Genomic DNA, 19,666 nt, shown 5'->3' with positions numbered 1-19,666 from the left:
CTACTCCAGTTGAAATTTGATGGTGGTCTGTGCCAGGGCTGCCACCGGGATCCCCTGCACCCGGCCGGGCTGGAACCGCCACCGGGACACACAGTCGATGACACTCTGGTCGAACACTTTTTCAGGCTCAGCCGCCAGAATTTTGATATCTGCCACCCTTCCATCGGCAGTGACCAGAAACTGTACCCGCACCTTTCCTTCGATGCCCCGCCGGGTCGCATGCAGCGGATACACCGGTGCCACCTTGGCCAAAGGGATCAGGCCGGCATCCAGTTCATGGGCCAGGTACCGGTCCTTGAGCTGGGGCGCATCCACTGAAAAGGTTTCCAGAGGCGGCATCTCCAGGGAATGGGCCATGGGGGGCAGCTTCGGGTTCAGGGCAAAGGGCAGGGACGGTTTCGGGGCCGGCGGCCTGGGCATCTTTTTCTGCACCGGTTTGGGGGCCGCCGTTTTCTGCGGTTTCGGCGGCTCCGGTTCCGGGGATTTCTGTTTTTCGGGCGGGGGTTCGGGCCGCTTGACCCGCACTACCTGAATGGCCTGAACCGGTTCGTGCTTTTCCAGATTCTCGGGCACGGCCCGGATCATCTCGGGCATCACGGCAAACAAAAACAGGTTCAGGGCAGCGGACAGCACCATTGCCAGGATCCAGCCGGCCCAGATCCCCGGACCGGACCGGCCCGGTATAGAATCTTTCAGGGCCACTTCCTTATTCCCCTCCCGGCAGGCCGGCCGCAATGGCCACGTTTTCAGCCCCGGCCAGTTTGCAGGCATCCATGACCTCGATCACCCGCCCGGTGGTGCTGTCCTTGTCCGCCACAATCACCACGGCGGCATCGGGATTTTCCGCCATGGCCCGTTCCACATTGGCCCGAACGGCCCGCACATCGATCTCCCGGCGGTCCAGGTGGACCGTTCCTTCTTTGGTCACACCGATGAGAATGGTGTTGGGAGCCGTGGTCACGGCCGTGGTTGCCGTGGGCCGGGAAATATCCACCCCGGTTTCCCTGACAAACGAGGTGGTCACCAGGAAAAAAATCAGCAGAATGAACACCATGTCGATGAGCGGGGCAATGTTCAGTTCCAGGGTCTGTTTCTGGGCCCGCCTGGCTGCAGATATATTGAGCATATTCACAAATCCTTATATGAACCGCCGCAGGTAGATGCCTGTGGCGGAAATCCGGTTTTTCAGGTTCCGGGACCGCCGGGTGAGCCACCCGGCCATGTAAAGCCCGGGAATGGCCACCATCAGCCCGGTCTGGGTGGTGATCAGGGCCACGGAAATCCCGCCGGCCATGGCACGGGCATTGCCCGTGCCGAACACCGTGATCACCTCAAAGGTGTGCATCATGCCCACCACCGTACCCAGCAGCCCCAGCAGCGGGGCCACGGCCGACAACACCCGGATGGCGGCCAGGTACCGGTCCAGAGAAGTGCATATCCCCATCACGGTCTCATCCAGAATATACCCGTCCAGATCACTGTCCCGGGTACGCCTGGCCAGAAACTCCCGGACCAGAAGGCTGTTGGCCCCTTTGTACCGGTCTGCCGGCCGTTGGTTCAGCCGCACCAGCTCCCCGGCCCGGGTTCGGGAAATATTTTTCACATACAGGGTGCGCATGAACCAGACCCGGTTGAAAATCAGCACCCACATCACCAGGGACACCGCCAGAATGGGCACCATGACCAATCCTCCGGACCGGATATAGGCGGCCAGGTTATCAAACAGCGGCAGCATCCCTGCAAAAAACTCATTTTCCAGCATGGGTTAAGGCCTGCAATCGTTTCTGGCTTTGAACACCATGTTCACGAACGCCACGGCTTTTTCCTCCATCTGACCGATCTGGGTTTCCACCCGCCGGGACAGCAGGGTATGGAACAGCATGATCGGGATGGCCACGGTCAGCCCCAGCATGGTAGTGACCAGGGCCTCGGAAATCCCGCCGGACATCATCTTTGGGTCTCCGGCCCCGTAATAGGTGATCACATGAAAGGTATTGATCATGCCGGTGACCGTGCCCAGCAGCCCCAGCAGCGGGGCGATGGCCGCCAGCATACCCAGGGTGGACACGAACCGCTCAATGGCTGGAATCTCCCCGAGGATCGCCTCTTGCAGGGCATTTTCCATATCCTGGCGGGAGTGATCCCGGAATGCCAGGGCCGTGAGCAGAATCCTGGGAATCCATTTGTTTTTCCGGGACCGGCACAGGGCCTCGCACCCCTCCCAGTCCCCGCCGGCCACCAGGGACCGGAGTTGGTCCATGAACGGCTCGGATTTCATCTGTTTGCGGAAGAAAAACACCAGCCGCTCCAGCAGGATGACCAGGGCCAGTCCCAGGATGCCCAGGATGGGCCACACAATGGGACCTCCTTTGGGAATCTGGTCTGCCAGATCCAGCTCCAGGGTGTATTGGCGCAGGGCCGTGCCCCGGGAGATGTCCACGGGCACATCCGGGCGCTTCCCGGCCAGATACGCCTGTATCCGGCCCACGGTGCCGGCCTCCGGCAGCCGGGACAGGGCAAAAAACCGCTGGCTGGCATCGGAATACAGCAAAAATCCAACCTCCGGCTCCCGGGCATCGGCGGATTCGAGCACATAGATCCCGGTAAAATTGCCCAGCATCAGAATCCGGGTCTCCTGTTCCAGGCCCTGACGATCAATGATGGTGCCGGGCACGGTCCGGACCTGACCTGAGGCAAAGATTTCATGAAGCCAGGCATCGGCCATGGCACGGATGTCCGCCATGGAGGGAAACCGGTCCTCATGGATCACCGGGGCCAGGAACCTGTGGCGGTTCTCGGACAGGGCACTCTGGGGACTTTGTATCAGCAGCGCTTCCAGGTCCTTGGCTGCACTGCGGATAAATCCGGACAATTCCCGGTTCTCCGCCCGGGACAGGGCCAGTTCTTCCAGCAGGGTCTTTCTGACCGCCTGCCGGTCCTGGACCCGCTGTGCCAGTTCCTGGTTATCTTTTTCCAGGACTTTGTTCCGGTTTTTGAGGTCTTGGATGGCTGCGGTCAGGGCCTCTTTATCCTGTTTGATCTGCCGGGTCCGCTCCTGTGCCTCGGCTCGGGCCCGGGCCAGTTCCTGCCGGGCTTTTTCTTCCATCCGGGCGCGATTTTCCGCCTGCACGGCAAAGGACTGGCGCATATCCTTTGCCAGGGCTCCGGCCGGACCCAGGCAGATGAGACAGACCAGCAGCACCCCCAGTGTCCGCTGTATCAAATTCATGTTGTTCATATCCGCCTCCTTCACGGGGTTGCCAGCCGGCCCAGGGGCAGATCCAGAATCCCGGCGGTCCGCCGTTTCAAAGCAATCTCCACGGCTGCCGCCACCTCCGGGACAAACCTGTCATCCAGACGGCGCCACTGCTGCTCCCCCACATCGAACACAGCCGCTTCCTGTCCGTCCAGGGACAGAGAATACAGGCTGATGCGCCCCAGCCGGAAAATCTGCCCGGACACCCGGCGGTCCCCCAGCAGGATGCGGTCATGATACACCTCGATGGTATTGCCGTACTCCGCCTCGATGCCCAATGCTTCCATGGTCTTGCGGAATTTTTCCGCCACCGCCACCTCGGGATCATCCATGAGAACGGCCAGTTTTTCCAGACGAGTGCGGCGCTCTTCCGGCAGAAAGGGAACATCCTCGGCCACAAACCGGGTCAGATCTTCCTGCACCTTGGCCAGAAACGGCAGCAGTTCCTCCCGGACCTGCCGGGTCTGCGTTTTTTCCTGTTCCAGCTGGTCAATCACCTGCCCGAGTGCGGTTGATGTGTCCGACATGCGTTTGTTTTCAGCTTCCAGGATCTCATTTTCCGCCGTGAGCCGGTCATACTCGGCTGCCAGTTCCGCCCTTTGGGCATCCCATTGTTCCTGCTCCTTCTGGGATGCCTGGCGCACATCGATGGATGTTGCCACATGCGTTTCCACGACTGCGGCAGTATCCGCCATCGCCGGTCCCGAAACAAGGAACCACATCAGCAACACCACCACGGCCGGAAACACCTTCCGCCTGACAGTCCCTTTTTGCCTTCTCATCCTCATATCTGCATCTCCTGCTCTGAATCATCCATAAACAAAAAAACCACAAAGGTATCCCTCTCAACCGGGAAAAACCTTCGTGGTTTTATTAAATCCTTCTTGGCTGCGTTACGTTCCTGCCTGATTACAATATCCACAGGCGGCTTGTCAACCAAAAACCCGGATTTCTTCATGATGGTTACAAAAATTCTCCATGTGCCGGCTATCACGATCTGCAAACAGTGAAAACCGGCAAAATCATTGAACAGCACACAAATTCAACGACCCATCATAACCGGAATTCCACACCCAGGTAAAAAGACCGACCCGGCATCCAGTCATCCTCATCAGTGGAATAGAACTCGTCAAACAGATTGTGAATGGAAGCCTTTAACCGGACTTCCCTTGAGTTTTCAAATTTGAAAAGGCGCTGGGTGCAGGAGAAATCTATGACCCATGCATCTCCCACATTCTCCAGTTTTTCCTGGGATCCGACAGTACTGCTCCCGGATTCCCGGTCAACCGCATACTGGGTTCCGTAATAGGTAGCGTCCAGCCCGGCGGTCAGGCCGGCTTCCTCAGACCCGAAAACCAGGCCGGCGGAGAGGCTGTCCCGGGAGCGGTCCGGCAGTTTATAGCCGTTGCCGTCTTCAAACACCAGCAGATGGGTCCAGTTGACGTAGGGTTCCAGTTGGAAAGACCATCCCAGGGTGTGGGCCAGATCCAGTTTCATCCCCAGTTCAATTCCCTGAATCTCGGCCGAATCCACATTATAGTACCAGTAGTGCTTGCCGCTGTAGTGTTCGTCAGCGCTGTTGTGGGTCTCGTATCCGATCATATCCTGATAATCACTGTAAAACCAGGTGGCCGATACAAACAAAGACTTCCAGTCCAGGTCAAATCCCAGATCATAGTTGTCACTTTTTTCCGGTTCCAGATCCGGGTTCCCGATAAAGGGCGTGGACATCATGACGGTATATCCTGTCAGCTGCCGGGGCAGCGGCATTTTAAACGCCGTGGCATAATTGGCCCGCACTTTGAGAAAATCCGTTGGGCTGTAAGCAACCCCAAAGGACGGATTCCAGCTGTGTTTGTCGACCTCCCTGGATACGGTCACATCTTCCTTGATCTTCCTGGCATTCACCGAAACATCAAAAACATCGTACCGTATCCCGGCAGACAAGGTCAGGTTCCGGTTTTCCAGCAGATGGACATCACCCATCAGAAAACCGCTGATATTGTCAAAATCGCTTTGGGCGGTGTTCCGGGTCGACGAACCGGCAGCGTCGCCGTCCTGGCGCTGGTCAAATTCATAAGACATCCAGTCCATGCCGGCCACGGTACTGAACCGGCCAAAGTCATGGCTGACCTGGGCCTGGGATCCCCGGAACCGGTTGGAATTCTCCGACAGCGGCAGCCGGGTGGTGCTGGAACTGGTGAACCGCTTCAGGTCGTAATTGACCTCTCCCTGAAAATACCGGGTGAGCCAGGTGGTGGCACCGGCTTCGTTACGTCCCTTGTAAGAAAGGTCAATCGTGTGGTTGTCCCGGTCCTGGCGGGTATAGTAATAATAGGTTCTGGCCGCGTCTTCACCCTTGCCGGCATCGTTGGTGTCTGATCCCTGAATAATCAGGCCCAGGCGGTGGTTGTCATTGAAATTCCAGCCGGTATTGAAGTTGTAACGCACCCGGTCTTCCACATCGCTGTTTTCATATGTATCCCCATTCCCCAGCTCATAGTCGTCCCGGGAAAAGTAGGCCATAGACCCGGCAAAATCCAGGTTCCCCTCTTTCCCGGATATACCGGCTTTGTAGCGCTGTTCCCCCCAGCTGCCGGCACCGGCTTCGACAAAACCTTCCGGCTTTTCTCTTCCCCGTTTGGTAATGATATTGATGACGCCGCCCATGGCTGCCGCCCCGTACTGGACCGCGCCCGGCCCCCGGATCACCTCAATCCGCTCCGTATTTTCCAGGCCGATATTTCCCAGGAAATCAGAGCCTGTGCGATGGCCGTCCACCAGAACCAGGATATCGCCGGCAATATCAAACCCGTGCATGGAACTGCGTCCGCCCCGGATGACCACGCCCTCGTTGCCGTAGCCGGCTCCGCCGTCACTGTACACCTGGATTCCGGCTTTTTTCAGCAGGTCCGTCACAGAAACCGCCCCGGACTGCGCAATATCATTTTGTGTGAAAACAGTCATGTTCTGACTGACATCTCTTAGTCTTTCCTCGGTTCTTTTGGCAGTCACGACCACGGTGTCCAGTTTATAGGACGTTTCAGCCTGTATATCCTTTGCAAAACCCTTTGTAGAAAGCAACAGCATGATCAACACCGCCATCCATTTCAGCATGACGCGCTTCATATGTTTCTCCTCTGTTTTGCGGTATTGACCCAAAAAAAAAGATCCCGGGGGCCAATCCCCCGAGATCTTCCGTTTTTAAAATCTCTGTAATGCCTCTGCACAGTACCGCGCTGTGCAAAACCAATATTTACAAGCAGGTCTTCCGGCTTAGGGTCAACCCCGTCTCTGCGCCTTCCCATGATTTCACAGTGGCATTCAGCAGAGCGGGTCACCATTCACGGCGGCGGGACCGCAACAGATTTTCACTGTTTTCCCTTATTCAGGCTCCAGGACCAAGCCATGGAACCACTTGCAAATGTACAACTCTCTCTTTATACCTGATTACTTTCCCTGTCAACCACAATCGTCAGGACTAAGAGCAAAGACAGGATCGGGGAACTTTTTCCGGGCGTGAGTTTTTTGACTTCCAGGAGGTGTTGTTCTACCCTGTTGCAGGGGAAAACATATTGTGCCTGTGACTGGCCGGAGATGCTGTTTCAAAAAGATGATATGGATATCGAAGCAGCAGAATAGAAAATCGTCAGATGCCTAATGCCCCTTTTCCCCGACAACGAGAAAGTGTTTTGCCAGGTCCTCATAGTCCTTGACATTTCCAAAACCGGCCTGTACCACCTGCGCCTTCACATCCCCGAGAAAACACCTGATCTTTGCGGGCGGCCCTTCCGCCATTTCCTTTTTCAGCCAGTCAACGATGCATATTTTCCCGCCGGGCTTTAACAGACGGTAGGCTTCAAGGAGCATTAGCCCGGGATTTTCCAGTTCATGGTGAAGATTAATGGTAAACACCATGTCTGCCAGGCGGTCTTCAAGCGGGATGGTAGATTCTCCGGTCTTTACGGGGATGATATTGGGATACTTCAGCGTTACATTGTCCTTGATCCATTGGAGCATGGTTTCGGATAAATCACAGGCATATACGGTTTTTGCATCCAACTGCCGGAGAAACGCTTTGCTGAAAAACGCAGTGCCAGCACCAATCTCGACCAACACCTCCGATTTTTTCAGATTCAGCTTGCCCATAATGTAATCAGGCGGGATGTCCTTCAGTCTGTCCGGGCTATTCAGCTTCTGCAATTTTTGGGGATTGAATTTCCTGTCATGCACGTTTGCCTCCTTGATAAAAATCATACTATTTGGTATGTTCTGTACACGATAAGGTTTGTAACCGTTTTGTCAATCAAAATCATACTATAAAGTTTGATTTTTGTGGCCTTTTAAAAACTGAACAGCTGATGAAAAAACTTGCTCAGAACAAAAAACACAAGATTGAAAACATACTTAAAGCTGCACTGGAGTTATTTCAATCCAACGGTTTCATCAATACCAGCATGGATAAAATTGCCGAAGAGGCCCATGTCACCAAGCAAACAATTTACCGTTATTTTGAGTCCAAGGAATCGCTTTTCCGGGCGGCTCTGGAAGCACAACAGCTGGAGGGGAGCAGTGATTTCTTAAAGCCACTGACCCTGGAAGACCCGACGCAGGCATTAGAAACATTTGCCGTCGGATTTATTGAAAGACATTTATCCGAAGAACATCTGGCCAATATCCGGCTGCTGGTATCCGAAGGACCCAAGGTGCCGGAAATAACCCGCGCCTTTTATGCAATGGGACCCCGGCGGACGAAAACCTGCCTTGCCCGGTTTTTCAAGGATAGATTCAACATTGATAACGCTGAAGACGAGATCAACATTTTTCTTGCCATTCTCCTTTCCATGCGCATGCCGGTGCTTATCGGTTTACATGCCTCTCCGCCCCGGGAAAAAATCCACCGGCATGCCATGAAAGCCGTCAAGATCCTCATGAAATTGCTTGATATAGAAAGGACAGGTGAAATCTGATGCAAAAAAAACATCCCATTCAATGTCAACGGTGCAAAGCGGACATCCCTGAAAACGATGAGCGAGAATTCAATGGAAAGGTGATTTGCGAGGATTGCTATATGATCTTACTTTCACCGCCCAAGGCGTGTGACCCCTGGGCCGCCTACTGCGCAAAATCTTTTTCGGAAAAAACCGGTTCACGGCCGGATCTGAACCCGGTGCAGGTAAAAATTCTGCAAATCCTGAAAGAAACAGGCGGTATCAGCATTCAGGAGCTTTCGGAACAGCTTGAACTCCCCCTAGAGACTTTTGAACGGGACATAGCGGCACTCCGGCATATGGAAAAATTACGGGCTGAAATGAGAGGCGGCAGGAAAATAATCTGCCTGTGGCAAAATAACGATTAAAAGCAAAGAAGGAGTTTCACAAACCATGACATCCAAAGCACCGGTTTTTGAAAAAATCTATCAGGACTATCTGGCCCGGGTGGCCGGCCTGGACCTGACAAATAAACAGGACATACTGGGTATCCGGGTAGAGGGACAGACCATCACCATTCCCTTTTTCAATGAGACCTTTTCGGTCTTTCCCCGGAAAATTGAAGATCACCAGGGCCGCCGGCCCCCTCATTCGGTGTGTGTCATTTTGTGCCAGTATCTGCTGCTGGGCCCGGAAGCCCCGGATGAAGACAGGCAGCTGAAGACATACCGGGATTTCAAGGATGCGGCCCCTTATGTACAGGGGTTTGACAACACCGCCCAAAAACCGGTTTCCAGGGCCTTTGCAGGCCGCCTTGCCGCGCTGGAAACCGGCTGCCGGCATCTGGGGGGAATACCGGGTGACCTGGGGATCTCCTGTGATCTGTCTTATATGTTCGAGGCCCTTCCCAGGGTGCGGATCTACCTGATTTTCAATGATGCGGACGAAGATTTTCCGGCGGACTGCTCCCTGTTGTTTGAAAAACAGGCGGCCCGATACCTTGACATGGAATGCCTGGCCATGATCGGCATGGTGCTGGCGGAACGGCTGGCGGGAAAAGACAATCCGGATATAGCCATGCTGGCCTGACGACCCTGATTATTGCAACAATATTCACGTCGCTGCCAAGATAATTCAGACATGCAATCATTTTTGCTTCACTTATGCCCCGGAAATGGCTGCGTAACAGCTGAGATAATTTGGGTTGCGGCATTCCAAGGATTTCCGCGGCCTGTTGTTACGTCAGAACGCCATTTCAGTGGAGAAAAGGGATGACACACATTGAAAATAATTTTTTGCCCTTGACAGGGATTTATTTTTTACATAGATTGACAAAAATTCTGCAATAGAAATTGCAGCGAGCTGAACCAAGCTTTTTTTTAAATTGTTAAAGCCAAGGCCAAGAAGGTCGGACAGGAGAACTTGCCTGTCCAGATATTCTTGGCCTTTTTGTTTTTGAACAGGATGCAGGAAATGACATAACAGATAAAAAAGGAAGACGGCACAGGGTCCGGTCAAAGAGCCGTGCCGCCTTCCGGGCTGAAATCCTTTTCTGCCGGTCCATGACCGGCAGAAGGGCTTTCTCCTTTCTTATAGCAGCGTGTGTCTGCGGGGTCAATCAGGAATCTGGATACCTTCCAGGCACAGGCATGTCTTTTCTGTAAAAGCAAAATGATGGAAAAAAATCCTACATCTTTGGATGTGCTGTTTTTTTCTTTGCAGTTGAATGGAACCATCAGACAAAAACCCTGATGCCCGATGGTTGCTTCATCAATTAAACAGATGTCTTTTGAAATGAAAAGGAGAAAAACCATGACCTCAATGAAACATCAGCATCCCGTCATAATGATATTTTTTCTGGCCGTTATCATCACCTCCTGGTGCGGGGTGTGTTTTGGGCAAAAGAATAGTGACCCGTCATCAGGTGAATCTGTTTACACCCGGTGGAAGGCGGCAGGGCAGTTTGCCGCCGGTATGTCCCTGGAAATGATCCAGACCGCTGCTGCCGCGCCGGACACAGAAAATCTCATTGTTCTGACCAATGCAGGATATGCAGAAATATTCGGCATGTCCACCCAGGGCGCCCTTGACGGCTTGACGGTGGTGACCGGAGCCAGCCGGGGCAAAAACACCCTGGTGGAGATCCATGCCGCTGCCCGGGATCCCCTGTGGTTTGCCGTTTATGACCGGCAGTCCGGGTTCTGTGCCTATCTGGAGATGAACAGATCAGACGGATCTGATTCCAAACTGTTCCCACAACCCATGTCCCCTGAAATGTTCGGCATCCGGACCGTGGAACGGATTGATGCCGCATACCTTTATCAGCATGCAACAGCACTTGAAGCCCGGCTGGCCGGTCGGATATTCGGGAACAATGCTTTCCGGGTCATCACCATTGCCAATGCAGTGGCATCCGGAGCGACGGCTCGTGTGATCCGGGCGTTTGAGTTCCATGACCATTACTGCCCCGGGGTTATTTCAGGTATTTTCATGGCCGATTATGTGCAGACACATTTCCCCCCCGGCAGCACCGGATACTTTGTGCACGGAACAGATCCCTGGTGCAAGGAGGATGCCCTGATGGTACTTCTGAACGCCACCCCCGGCAAGAAAAAATATGCCGTAAACTATCCTTCCAAGGCAGATCGGGCCAACCGGCTCCCGGAAATTCAGGATGCTGCCACCATTGTGTACCGTCAGGACGATGAAACCCGGAAATGGGAGGCGATCATCCTGGGATTTGACTGGGCAGACACCTCCTGCACCAAAACCGGAAATGTCATCATCGACAAATTGTGCACCGACCTGTGGTACCTGGAACGGATCGACACCCCTGAAGCGTTTGTCAAGGTATTGAAGACCGTTGCCCTGCCGGACGGGGTGTCTCCCATAGACTGGGCCGGACCCGGGATTGATCCTTTGCAAAAGATGGGCTTGACCGTCAAATGATCCGGGTGACAAACCAATGAAAATCCCTTTGAAATGAAAACCGCGCTCGTGCGCGAATGAAACCGGGAGGTATTGAAAAATGAAATTCATGCAGCAGTTCATGGCAGTTTGTTTTGTGATGGCGGCTCTTTCCGCTGGTGCCGGGGAATCCGGCCCAGACAAAGTGATTCTGGATGATGTGGTTGTGACGGGTACAAAACTGGTGACCCCCACCAAGCAGACCAATGAAACGGTTTACACGGGAAGCGAGATCACCCGGGATGGTCTGGATGCACTGGGAAGCAAGGCTGCGGTCAGCGTTTATGAGGCGATCAATATTCTTCCCGGAATCACGGTTGAAAGCATCGACCCATATGGTCTGGCAGCGGAACAAAAAAATATCCGGGTCCGGGGGGTCCGCGGATTTCTGGGTGCCATGACCGTGGCAGGGGTTCCCAACTATGGGGGCAATCCCATGGGGCCCAGGGAATATATTTATGATACGGAAAATTTCGACAGCATTGCCGTTTACAAAGGCGCCGTTCCGGCAGATCTCGGCACGGGCGTGGGGGCCCGGGGCGGGGCTGTGGATCTCAGGCCCAAATGGCCTGAAGAGGAGTTCGGTGTGAATGTCAGCCAGGGAATCGGCACCCACAATTACAGCCGAAGCTTTATCCGGTTAGATTCCGGAAGCCTGCCCCGAACCGGGACCGGGCTGTCCCTTTCCCTGTCCCATACAGATGCGGAAAAATGGAAAGGCCCCGGTGATCTCGGACCCAGAAAGAATGTGAATGTCATGTTACGCCAGCCCATGCCCACCGGTGACGAGGTCAAATTCTGGTTCAACGCCAATGATCTGAATCAGGATCTCTACCGGCCGTTGACTTATAGTGAAGTTGAATCTCTGGGCAGTTTTTACAACAAAGACTACAACAGCAGCCTGACCGGCAATAAGAGCGATGATATCAACTATTACCGATACAACCGGGGTGACTACGCCAACCGGGATTTTCTGGCTGAAATACCGGTCACGCTTTCAGACACATTTCGTCTTAAATTCAAACCATATTATACGGATGAAGACACTGAAATTCTGCAAGGATCTGCTTCACAAGGCGGAATTGTCATCAAAAGGAAGCGGGATATTGAAAGGTACGGGATGATCACTCAGCTTGATTCCCACTTTTCATGGGGCAAGGCTTCTCTGGGGTATTGGGCCGAGGTGTCCGACATGATCATCCGGCAGCAAAATTACGACCCAATCACCTTTGCGTTCAAAGGATACGGCATGTACATGAAAAGTGACGACAAAGGTGTGGCCCACAGTCCGTTTCTGAAACTGGCCGGCAGCATCGGACAATTCGACTGGCAGGCCGGTCTCAAATATTTTCACTACACGGATCCTTCGAGCCAGGGATATGTCGCATCCGCGCCTGACTACACGCTGAAAGCGGCTTCGGATCTTTTCCGGGAAGAAAAGACTTATGATGAAATTCTTCCGACACTGGGCGTGGCATACCGGCTGACAGACACCGTGGAATTGAACGCCAGTTACGGGCGCAACCAGATCAGGCCCTATGCCTATGTCCCGCTGGTCAACATTTACAACCAGAACCGCACCGCATTTCAGGCGGCAGGTGTGACGCTTGACGATATGTTCAGCGGCTATGACATGGAAATCTCAGACAATTTCGAGGTGGGGGCGCGGTTCCGGTTTGACCGGTTCGAAGTGGTGCCGACCCTGTTTTATTCAAGGCACCAGAACCTGTTGACCACTGTCTATGATCCAAGAGTGAACCTGAGTTACAACCAGAACGTCGGGGATGCCACCGGCTACGGGATCGAAATCGAGTCCAATTTTCTGATCAATGACCACCTGAACTTCTTTTTGAACCCTTCCTATACAGCATTGACATACGATGACGACCTGACATTTCAGGGGGCTGTCCGCGATACAAAGGACAAACAGGTGCTGGACACCCCTGAGTGGACCGTCAAAACCGGTTTGATCTACACCTGGAAGGATTTTGAGATAATTCCCATGATACGATATATGAGCAGCCGCTATGGCGATGCCGAACATAATGAAAAAGTGGATGATTATGTAATGGCTGATCTGAAAATGGGGTATACCTTCAACCATTTTTCTTTTGTGGACAAACTCAGGCTGTCCCTGGAATTGACCAACCTGTTTGACAAGGAATATGTATCCGTGATCAATGCCATGGATGACAGCCGGGCGGGAAACACCAGCTATTACGTAGGCGCCCCTTTTACGGCAATGATGACGGTATCGTTTGATTTCTAAAAAAATATCACATCAGAAATGTCTTGATTTTCACGGCCACTTCTGCCCCGGCCTTTCATTCGGGACGTACCGGGATGAATCTCTTTCAAATAACGGCCTGATGGAAAAATGCAACCGCTGGCCGGACAATATGAAAACAGAACAAACTGATAAGGAAAAAAAATGAACAAACTGATGAAAATAATGGCCACAGCACTGGTTTTCTGTGTCTGGACCGCCGGCCTGATGATCTGTCAGGCATCCGGGCAGGATACGGAAAACACCCGGCATCATGGAAATACCGCCATCCATCTGGATGATATGGTGGTCACCGCCACCCGGTTTCCCACGGATAAGAACCGGGTGCCGGGCCGGATTACCGTCATCACTGCCGCTGACATTGAAAACACCCCATTTGAACGGGTGGACGAACTGCTTCAGCAGGTTTCCGGACTGCAAACCACCCGGACCGACGGCATATTCGAACTGTCTCCCCAGGTGACCATGCGGGGTCTGGGCGGAAATGAGCCGGGCAGGACCCTGGTGCTCATAGACGGCACACCGGCCTCCACCGGGGATTCCGGAAATATGCGCTGGAACCGGCTCAACCTGGCCGATATCGAACGGATCGAGGTCTTCAAAGGGCCAGGGTCTTCGATTTACGGTTCCAATGCCATGGGCGGGGTGATCAATATCATCACCAAGCGGCCTGACAAACCTTTTTCAGGGGCTGTCTCCGCCGGATACGGCAGTTTTGGCACAAAAAAAGGAGCTGTCCGACTGGGTGGCAGACAGGACGGTGACCGGGGATTTTACGGCCAGGTGGCGGCAACCGGCCTTGACAGTGACGGGTATACCTCTCTGACAAAAACAAGCAGCGATTATGACAACCGCATCGACCGGTTTGTGGAGGAATTCAACGTCTCCGCCAAGCTGGGGTATGCTTTTGATGAAAACAGTTCCCTGGAGCTGGGCTATGCCTATTTTGACGACCGCAGGGGGGAAGGATATAAATACAATATCCCGGAAGGCAGCCACAGGGATTTTGACACCAACCGGATGAACCTTCTTTACAAAAAGGCGGTGAATGACTGGCAGTGGCATTTCAGTGGATTCTTTCAGCGGGAAGACTATTTCTGGCACCGGGATTTTGCCGATGCCGCCAGTATTTATAAGGTTCTTTCGGACCGGGATGACTATGGTACCGCTCTGAGCGTATCCACGGACATCGGAGATCACTCGACCCTGATACTGGGTGCGGACCTGCGGATCAGCGAGGTGGATGCCGCAGATGATTATGATTTCAGCAGTGATTACGCCATCAACAAGGGGCGGCTGGAGCAGTATGCCTTCTATTTGCACGATGAAATCCGGTTTCTGGATGACCGCCTGGTACTGGTGGGAGGCGTCCGCTTTGACACGGCAAAATTCAAGGACGGTCTCTATGACTCCAATGTCGCACCGTTTGACCTGGTATCCGGCAGCCTGAAAGATTCCAGCTGGGATGCCTTTTCACCCAAAATCTCCTCCCGGTATCATGTGTCGGACAATATCAGTGTGTACGGATCTTATTCACGGGGATTCCGGGCACCGATCCTGGATGCCCTGTGCCGTTACGGCATATTCCACGGCCGGTTCTATGATGCCAATCCGGATCTGGAAAATGAAACCCTTGACTCCTTTGAACTCGGCAGTGATCTAAAGCTTTTTGACATGCTGGACCTGTCCTTTTCCGGCTATTACAGCCGGGGAAAGGATTTTATCTACAGCGTGGACACCGGCCAGACCCGGTTTCTGTGGGGACGGAACCGGGCGGTGTATCTGATGAACAATGTCACCGAGGTGGAGATCAAGGGGTTTGAGGCGGATCTTGCCTTCCGGCCCAACACGCATATCCGGTTTTTTGCCGGTTATACCTTCAATGAATCGCTCATAGACAAATTCGATGAACGTCCGGAACTGGAAGGAAAGCGTTTGGAATATGTGCCCGAACACAGCTTCAGCGCCGGGGTGGATGTTTTCTCCTCCATTATCAATGCCCGGGTTGTACTCAACCACATCGGAAACCAGTACAGCGATGACATGAACACGGAGGAAATCGGCGGGTATGAAACCGTGGATGTCAAACTGTGGCGCAACCTGGATTTTCTGCTTCCGGGCCTCTCCGCAAGTCTTGCGGTCCAGAACCTGTTTGATGAAACCTATCTGCGAAGCGAAGATGAAAAATCACCCGGTATGTTTACGGTGGGTGAAATCAAATATGAATGGTGATGTAACCCAATCGGAAAGAATTGACATATTGACAGACAGGAAACGCGATGACATCCAGATCCGATTTTTTTGATCAAAGGGCTGAAAACTGGGAACAGGCCCATTACCCCGGACCGGTGCGGGAACGGCTGCAGAAACTGATCCAGACCTTCGGGGTGACCCCAGGAGAGACCATACTGGATGTGGGCACAGGACCGGGCATCCTGATTCCCTACCTGGAGCCCCTGGCCGGCATTTCCGGACGGGTGTTCGCTTTTGATCTGTCGTTTCCCATGGTGGGACAGGCCCGCCGGAAAACCCGGGCGGACAATGATCTGGTCGTCCAGGCGAATGTCCTTGAGATACCTTTCGGCACAGGGATATTTCACCGGGTGATCTGTTTTGCCGCATTTCCGCATTTTGAGGACCCGGCCATTGCCCTGCAGGAGATGGGCCGGGTCCTCAAACCCGGGGGATACCTGGTCATCGCCCATTTGATGAGCCGCCGGGAGCTGGCGGCGCATCATGCATCCCATACCGGCGTAGAAAAAGATCTTCTGCCCCATGCAAGACAGATGGCCGGCCTGTTTCTGGCGGCGGGGTTTCAAGAACCGGAAATAAAAGATATGCCCGGGCGGTATACAGCCGTGGCACGAAAATAATGAATATCCCGTAATTAACGCCGCTTGCCGATAATGACTTTTCGGGCAGGCTGATGAGAAAGGAGGAGACAAGATGCTAACCGGATTTCTATCAAAAGTGCTTTCCACATTGAGATTGAAAATTATTTCAGCCCTTTCGGGTTTTCTGCTGGTCTTTCTTTGGGGGAATATTTTGTCTGCGGAAACCGGCAAAGAGACTAATCAAGTGTACCAGCTTTCACCCATCACGGTTATGGCTCCTCAGCAAGGAGTTGAAATCAACGTGGACAAAACCATTATAAACATGGATGATTTCCGGAAAGCCGGAACGGTCCGCAATCTGACGGATGTGCTCAAGGAAATCGGAGCCGTTGATGTTCAAAGAATCAATCCCCTGATTTCAAGTCCCGGAGATGAGGTTTCCATCCGGGGACTCAACGAAGGCCGTCTGGTCATTCAGATAGACGGGCGCCGCATCAATCACACCGGCCATAACGGACGTTACATTGTGGATTGGTCAACCTTGAACATGGATGACATCGAGCGGATTGAGATTATTCGGGGAGGACATTCGGTACTGCATCCATTCGCCATTGGCGGTGTCATCAACCTGATCACCAAAAAAGGACAGAAAACCGAAGATCCAAAACCTGATTTTTCCATTAGTGGCGGCTACGGATCTTTTGAAACCAGCCATTTCAGAGCATCCGTTGATGGCGGTGCAGGAAACTTTCTCGGCTATCATCTCTCGGCCAGCAGCCAGGAAACGGACGGATATCTGAGAAACAATTTCCAGGAAAACAAGAATATCAACGGGCATCTTACCTTCTTTCTGCCTTCGGATGCAACACTGAAATTAGGCGCCAAATTCAGTGATGTCACATACGGATTTCCCGTGGTCAACGACCCATCGCGCGGGGACTATGATGCGGGTTATCCGACATTTTTGGGAACTGCGGATCAGTTAAGGCATCTTCCCTCCACCCTGCAGTTTCCCGGTGATCCCAAGCCACGCTGGGATAAGGAGACCCATTACCTGGATGCCATTTTCGAGATTCCCTTCGGACCTGGCACCTTTAGTGTGCATGGATTTCAAACCGAAGGCAAAAGAGATACATATTACTACCGGGGTACAGACTTTATCGAGGACTTCATTGATGACCGGAGCCGGGGTTTTATTGCCGAATACAGAGATGTGAATCTTTTTGACCGTCACAGCTTTACATTCGGTGCTGAATATCAGGAACTGGGGCAACCCAGCGGAATTCGAAATATTTATATCGTCAGATCCCTTTATGTCCAGGATGTCATCAAATTGGGAGACCGATGGAAAATCACGCCGGGCGTTCGTTATTATTCTCTTGATAAGGACACTTACTTTGCATGGTTTGAATCAGGAGGTACAAGCCCGGCTTTTCCCACCACCGGTAAAAAAGAAACCGACAAAGACTGGTTTCCCAGCCTGAAAATCGATTTTCAGGCCAACGATACCACCGCTCTTTACGCTGCGGTCAGTCGATCCTATCGGCTGCCGTGTCCCTGAGATTACTACTGGTGGGCGCGTTGCGCCAACGAGAGCAATCCGACGCTGGACCCTGAAACTGCATTGGAATATGAATTGGGAATCATTAAGGATTATGGTCCTTTGTCCGCAAGGGCCGCTGTTTTTTATTACGATATCAAAGATTTTATCAATGACAATGGGATTACCGCTCCGGGGAGCGGCCTGGGCAGCAACTGCCTTTACAATACGGATAACGTGCGTCTGTATGGTGGTGAACTGGAACTGGCATTGAAATTAGGGGATCGCTTCCGGGCAACTGCCGCTTATCTCTACCAGGAAAACTCGGTGAGCGATACGGCTTATGACAAGGATTACACATATTACCTGCCTGATTTACTTCCCAGGCACAAAATCAAGCTGCTCAGCCAATATCAGGTTTGGAACGATGGCTGGCTTATAGCAAGTGCCCGCTATGTTGGCAAAAGAGAAGCCCAGAAAGGGGAAACTTTGGGAGATTACGCCACCCTGGATGCGGGGTTCGAACAGGGGATGACAATTGGAGGACTTCTTTACAACCTGAAGTTATCCTGCAGCAACATAACCGGTACCAATTACCAGGAACAGGCCGGTTACAGCATGCCGCGCCAGGTGTTTGCAGTCGAAATGGGGTTGAAGTTTTAACAATGAAGGATAGCGAAATAATTCCACTGAATGAACAAAACACCATGGAACTTGAAAAAAACACCTCTGATGAAACACCCAGTCGTCTCACTCGAGCAAAAAGCGAATTTATCTATGTTTTTCAACGGGAAAAAGACATTGAGGAGGAAAAGGATGCGGAAGTTTTCTCCGAAAAATGGAAAATGCTGCTTTTGTTTTCGTTAGTTGCTCTTCTTTTTTTGACGGCTGCTCTGTCCATGACCATGGGCGCCTATAAAATAACCATTGCCGACGTTTACCAGGTGTTATCGGCTCACCTGAACCCTTATCAGATTTCAGATCAGTTGAATCCATTACAAAAAACCATAGTCTGGGATTTACGTTTTCCAAGAATACTCCTGGCCATGGCCATCGGCATCGGCCTTGCCACGGCAGGGGCTGTTTTTCAGGGGTGTTTCCGAAATCCTCTGGTGGAGCCTTACATTCTTGGCGTTTCTTCCGGAGCCGCCTTCGGGGCCGCTTTGGGAATAGTTTTCCCCGCCTTTTATTTCTCTGTCCAGATTTCGGCTTTCCTCTTCGGGATGATCGCTGTCATGGGAACCTACAGCCTGGGAAGAATAAGGGGAGAAACACCCGTCATCACCTTGATTCTTGCCGGGGTTATCATCGGTTCCGTATTTTCCGCACTGGTGTCCATTCTGAAATACGTGGCCCATGACACGGCTTTGCGGGAAATCGTGTTCTGGCTTATGGGAGGATTTTATTACACCACATGGAAAGATGTACTTATCGTTTCACCCGTTGTTCTTATCTGTTTTGTTCTGCAATGGTCCCTTGGCTGGAAACTGAACATTTTGTCCATGGGAGATGAAGAAGCCCGTGCGCTCGGAATACATCCCGAACGGTACAAATTGATTCTTATCATTATGGCCACCCTGTGCACCGCTGTTTCCGTTTCCACAGTCGGTATTATCGCCTGGGTCGGATTGATGATGCCCCATGCCGCAAGAATGGTTCTGGGCCCGGATAACCGGTTCGTCATTCCGGCTGCAGCCATGCTTGGCGGCGTTTATCTGCTTGTCTGTGATACCCTGGCCAGGACCCTCACCACCGCTGAAATTCCCATAGGCATACTGACTTCTATCCTTGGGGCTCCTTATCTGTTTTATCTTTTACGATCAAAAGGCCATACGGCTTTTGGAGGTTAAT

The 19,666-nt window shown here is 52.7% G+C and carries 17 protein-coding genes, 1 pseudogene and 1 riboswitch; of the genes and pseudogenes, 9 read left to right on the top strand and 9 right to left on the bottom strand.

Annotated elements, in window-relative coordinates; genetic code table 11:
- The 8 genes from K365_RS0103385 to K365_RS0103345 all read right to left on the bottom strand — a co-directional run bounded on the left by K365_RS0103385 (nucleotide 1) and on the right by K365_RS0103345 (nucleotide 7,489).
- On the bottom strand, nucleotides 1-702 hold the full coding sequence (locus K365_RS0103385; protein ID WP_169432920.1) for an energy transducer TonB: 702 nt from the start codon (nucleotides 700-702) through the stop codon (nucleotides 1-3).
- Between the two features lie 4 nt (nucleotides 703-706).
- On the bottom strand, nucleotides 707-1,126 hold the full coding sequence (locus K365_RS0103380) for an ExbD/TolR family protein (protein WP_024333515.1): 420 nt from the start codon (nucleotides 1,124-1,126) through the stop codon (nucleotides 707-709).
- 12 nt (nucleotides 1,127-1,138) lie between these two features.
- Nucleotides 1,139-1,762 carry a MotA/TolQ/ExbB proton channel family protein gene (locus tag K365_RS0103375; RefSeq protein ID WP_084489725.1) on the bottom strand — a complete coding sequence of 208 codons (624 nt, stop codon included), beginning with the start codon at nucleotides 1,760-1,762 and terminating at the stop codon, nucleotides 1,139-1,141.
- Between the two features lie 3 nt (nucleotides 1,763-1,765).
- On the bottom strand, nucleotides 1,766-3,238 hold the full coding sequence (locus K365_RS0103370) for a MotA/TolQ/ExbB proton channel family protein (RefSeq protein WP_029724909.1): 1,473 nt from the start codon (nucleotides 3,236-3,238) through the stop codon (nucleotides 1,766-1,768).
- Nucleotides 3,239-3,249: 11 nt separating this feature from the next.
- On the bottom strand, nucleotides 3,250-4,044 hold the full coding sequence (locus tag K365_RS0103365; RefSeq protein ID WP_024333512.1) for a DUF3450 domain-containing protein: 795 nt from the start codon (nucleotides 4,042-4,044) through the stop codon (nucleotides 3,250-3,252).
- Nucleotides 4,041-4,292, bottom strand: coding sequence for a hypothetical protein (locus tag K365_RS0103360; protein WP_024333511.1), 252 nt, complete (start codon nucleotides 4,290-4,292; stop codon nucleotides 4,041-4,043). The genes K365_RS0103365 and K365_RS0103360 overlap by 4 nt, the downstream gene beginning before the upstream one ends.
- A gap of 17 nt (nucleotides 4,293-4,309) precedes the next feature.
- Nucleotides 4,310-6,385, bottom strand: a complete 2,076-nt coding sequence (locus tag K365_RS0103355) for a TonB-dependent receptor plug domain-containing protein (protein ID WP_024333510.1) — start codon at nucleotides 6,383-6,385, stop codon at nucleotides 4,310-4,312.
- Between the two features lie 115 nt (nucleotides 6,386-6,500).
- A riboswitch (cobalamin riboswitch) is annotated at nucleotides 6,501-6,693 on the bottom strand.
- A 220-nt stretch (nucleotides 6,694-6,913) separates the two neighbouring features.
- Nucleotides 6,914-7,489 carry a class I SAM-dependent methyltransferase gene (locus K365_RS0103345; protein WP_024333509.1) on the bottom strand — a complete coding sequence of 192 codons (576 nt, stop codon included), beginning with the start codon at nucleotides 7,487-7,489 and terminating at the stop codon, nucleotides 6,914-6,916.
- A gap of 128 nt (nucleotides 7,490-7,617) precedes the next feature.
- On the opposite strand from K365_RS0103345, the gene K365_RS0103340 reads away from it, so the two are divergent.
- From K365_RS0103340 to K365_RS0103330, 3 genes are all read left to right on the top strand, one after another.
- A complete protein-coding gene (locus K365_RS0103340; protein ID WP_024333508.1) occupies nucleotides 7,618-8,226 on the top strand; it encodes a TetR/AcrR family transcriptional regulator in 609 nt (202 codons plus the stop codon).
- A gap of 101 nt (nucleotides 8,227-8,327) precedes the next feature.
- The gene (locus K365_RS0103335) at nucleotides 8,328-8,615 is read left to right on the top strand and encodes a winged helix-turn-helix transcriptional regulator (RefSeq protein WP_169432919.1); all 288 of its coding nucleotides are present in this window, start codon (nucleotides 8,328-8,330) and stop codon (nucleotides 8,613-8,615) included.
- A 25-nt stretch (nucleotides 8,616-8,640) separates the two neighbouring features.
- Nucleotides 8,641-9,276 (top strand): DUF3786 domain-containing protein, encoded by a 636-nt coding sequence (locus tag K365_RS0103330; protein ID WP_024333506.1) that lies wholly within the window; start codon nucleotides 8,641-8,643, stop codon nucleotides 9,274-9,276.
- A gap of 25 nt (nucleotides 9,277-9,301) precedes the next feature.
- Here K365_RS0103330 and K365_RS29035 read toward each other — a convergent pair.
- Nucleotides 9,302-9,412: pseudogene (locus K365_RS29035) on the bottom strand (XRE family transcriptional regulator); the annotation flags it as partial.
- 587 nt (nucleotides 9,413-9,999) lie between these two features.
- Between K365_RS29035 and K365_RS0103315 the strand changes: the two are divergent.
- The 6 genes from K365_RS0103315 (at nucleotide 10,000) to K365_RS0103280 (ending at nucleotide 19,665) form a co-directional block, all read left to right on the top strand.
- On the top strand, nucleotides 10,000-11,136 hold the full coding sequence (locus tag K365_RS0103315; RefSeq protein ID WP_024333503.1) for an FmdE family protein: 1,137 nt from the start codon (nucleotides 10,000-10,002) through the stop codon (nucleotides 11,134-11,136).
- A gap of 79 nt (nucleotides 11,137-11,215) precedes the next feature.
- Nucleotides 11,216-13,423 (top strand): TonB-dependent receptor, encoded by a 2,208-nt coding sequence (locus K365_RS0103310; RefSeq protein ID WP_024333502.1) that lies wholly within the window; start codon nucleotides 11,216-11,218, stop codon nucleotides 13,421-13,423.
- Nucleotides 13,424-13,585: 162 nt separating this feature from the next.
- Nucleotides 13,586-15,673 carry a TonB-dependent receptor gene (locus K365_RS0103300; protein ID WP_024333501.1) on the top strand — a complete coding sequence of 696 codons (2,088 nt, stop codon included), beginning with the start codon at nucleotides 13,586-13,588 and terminating at the stop codon, nucleotides 15,671-15,673.
- Nucleotides 15,674-15,720: 47 nt separating this feature from the next.
- Nucleotides 15,721-16,314: a class I SAM-dependent methyltransferase gene (locus K365_RS0103295; protein WP_024333500.1), complete on the top strand. Its 594-nt coding sequence runs from the start codon at nucleotides 15,721-15,723 to the stop codon at nucleotides 16,312-16,314.
- Nucleotides 16,315-16,387: 73 nt separating this feature from the next.
- Nucleotides 16,388-18,478 (top strand): TonB-dependent receptor, PCPU motif-type, encoded by a 2,091-nt coding sequence (locus K365_RS28630; protein WP_419836687.1) that lies wholly within the window; start codon nucleotides 16,388-16,390, stop codon nucleotides 18,476-18,478.
- Between the two features lie 44 nt (nucleotides 18,479-18,522).
- Nucleotides 18,523-19,665 (top strand): FecCD family ABC transporter permease, encoded by a 1,143-nt coding sequence (locus K365_RS0103280; protein ID WP_024333497.1) that lies wholly within the window; start codon nucleotides 18,523-18,525, stop codon nucleotides 19,663-19,665.
- Nucleotide 19,666: the final 1 nt, after the last annotated feature.

This window comes from Desulfotignum balticum DSM 7044, assembly GCF_000421285.1.
In the GTDB taxonomy this organism is placed as follows: Bacteria; Desulfobacterota; Desulfobacteria; order Desulfobacterales; family Desulfobacteraceae; genus Desulfotignum; species Desulfotignum balticum.
Note: the sequence above shows the minus strand (reverse complement) of the source record. Positions and strands in the feature narration are given on the sequence as shown.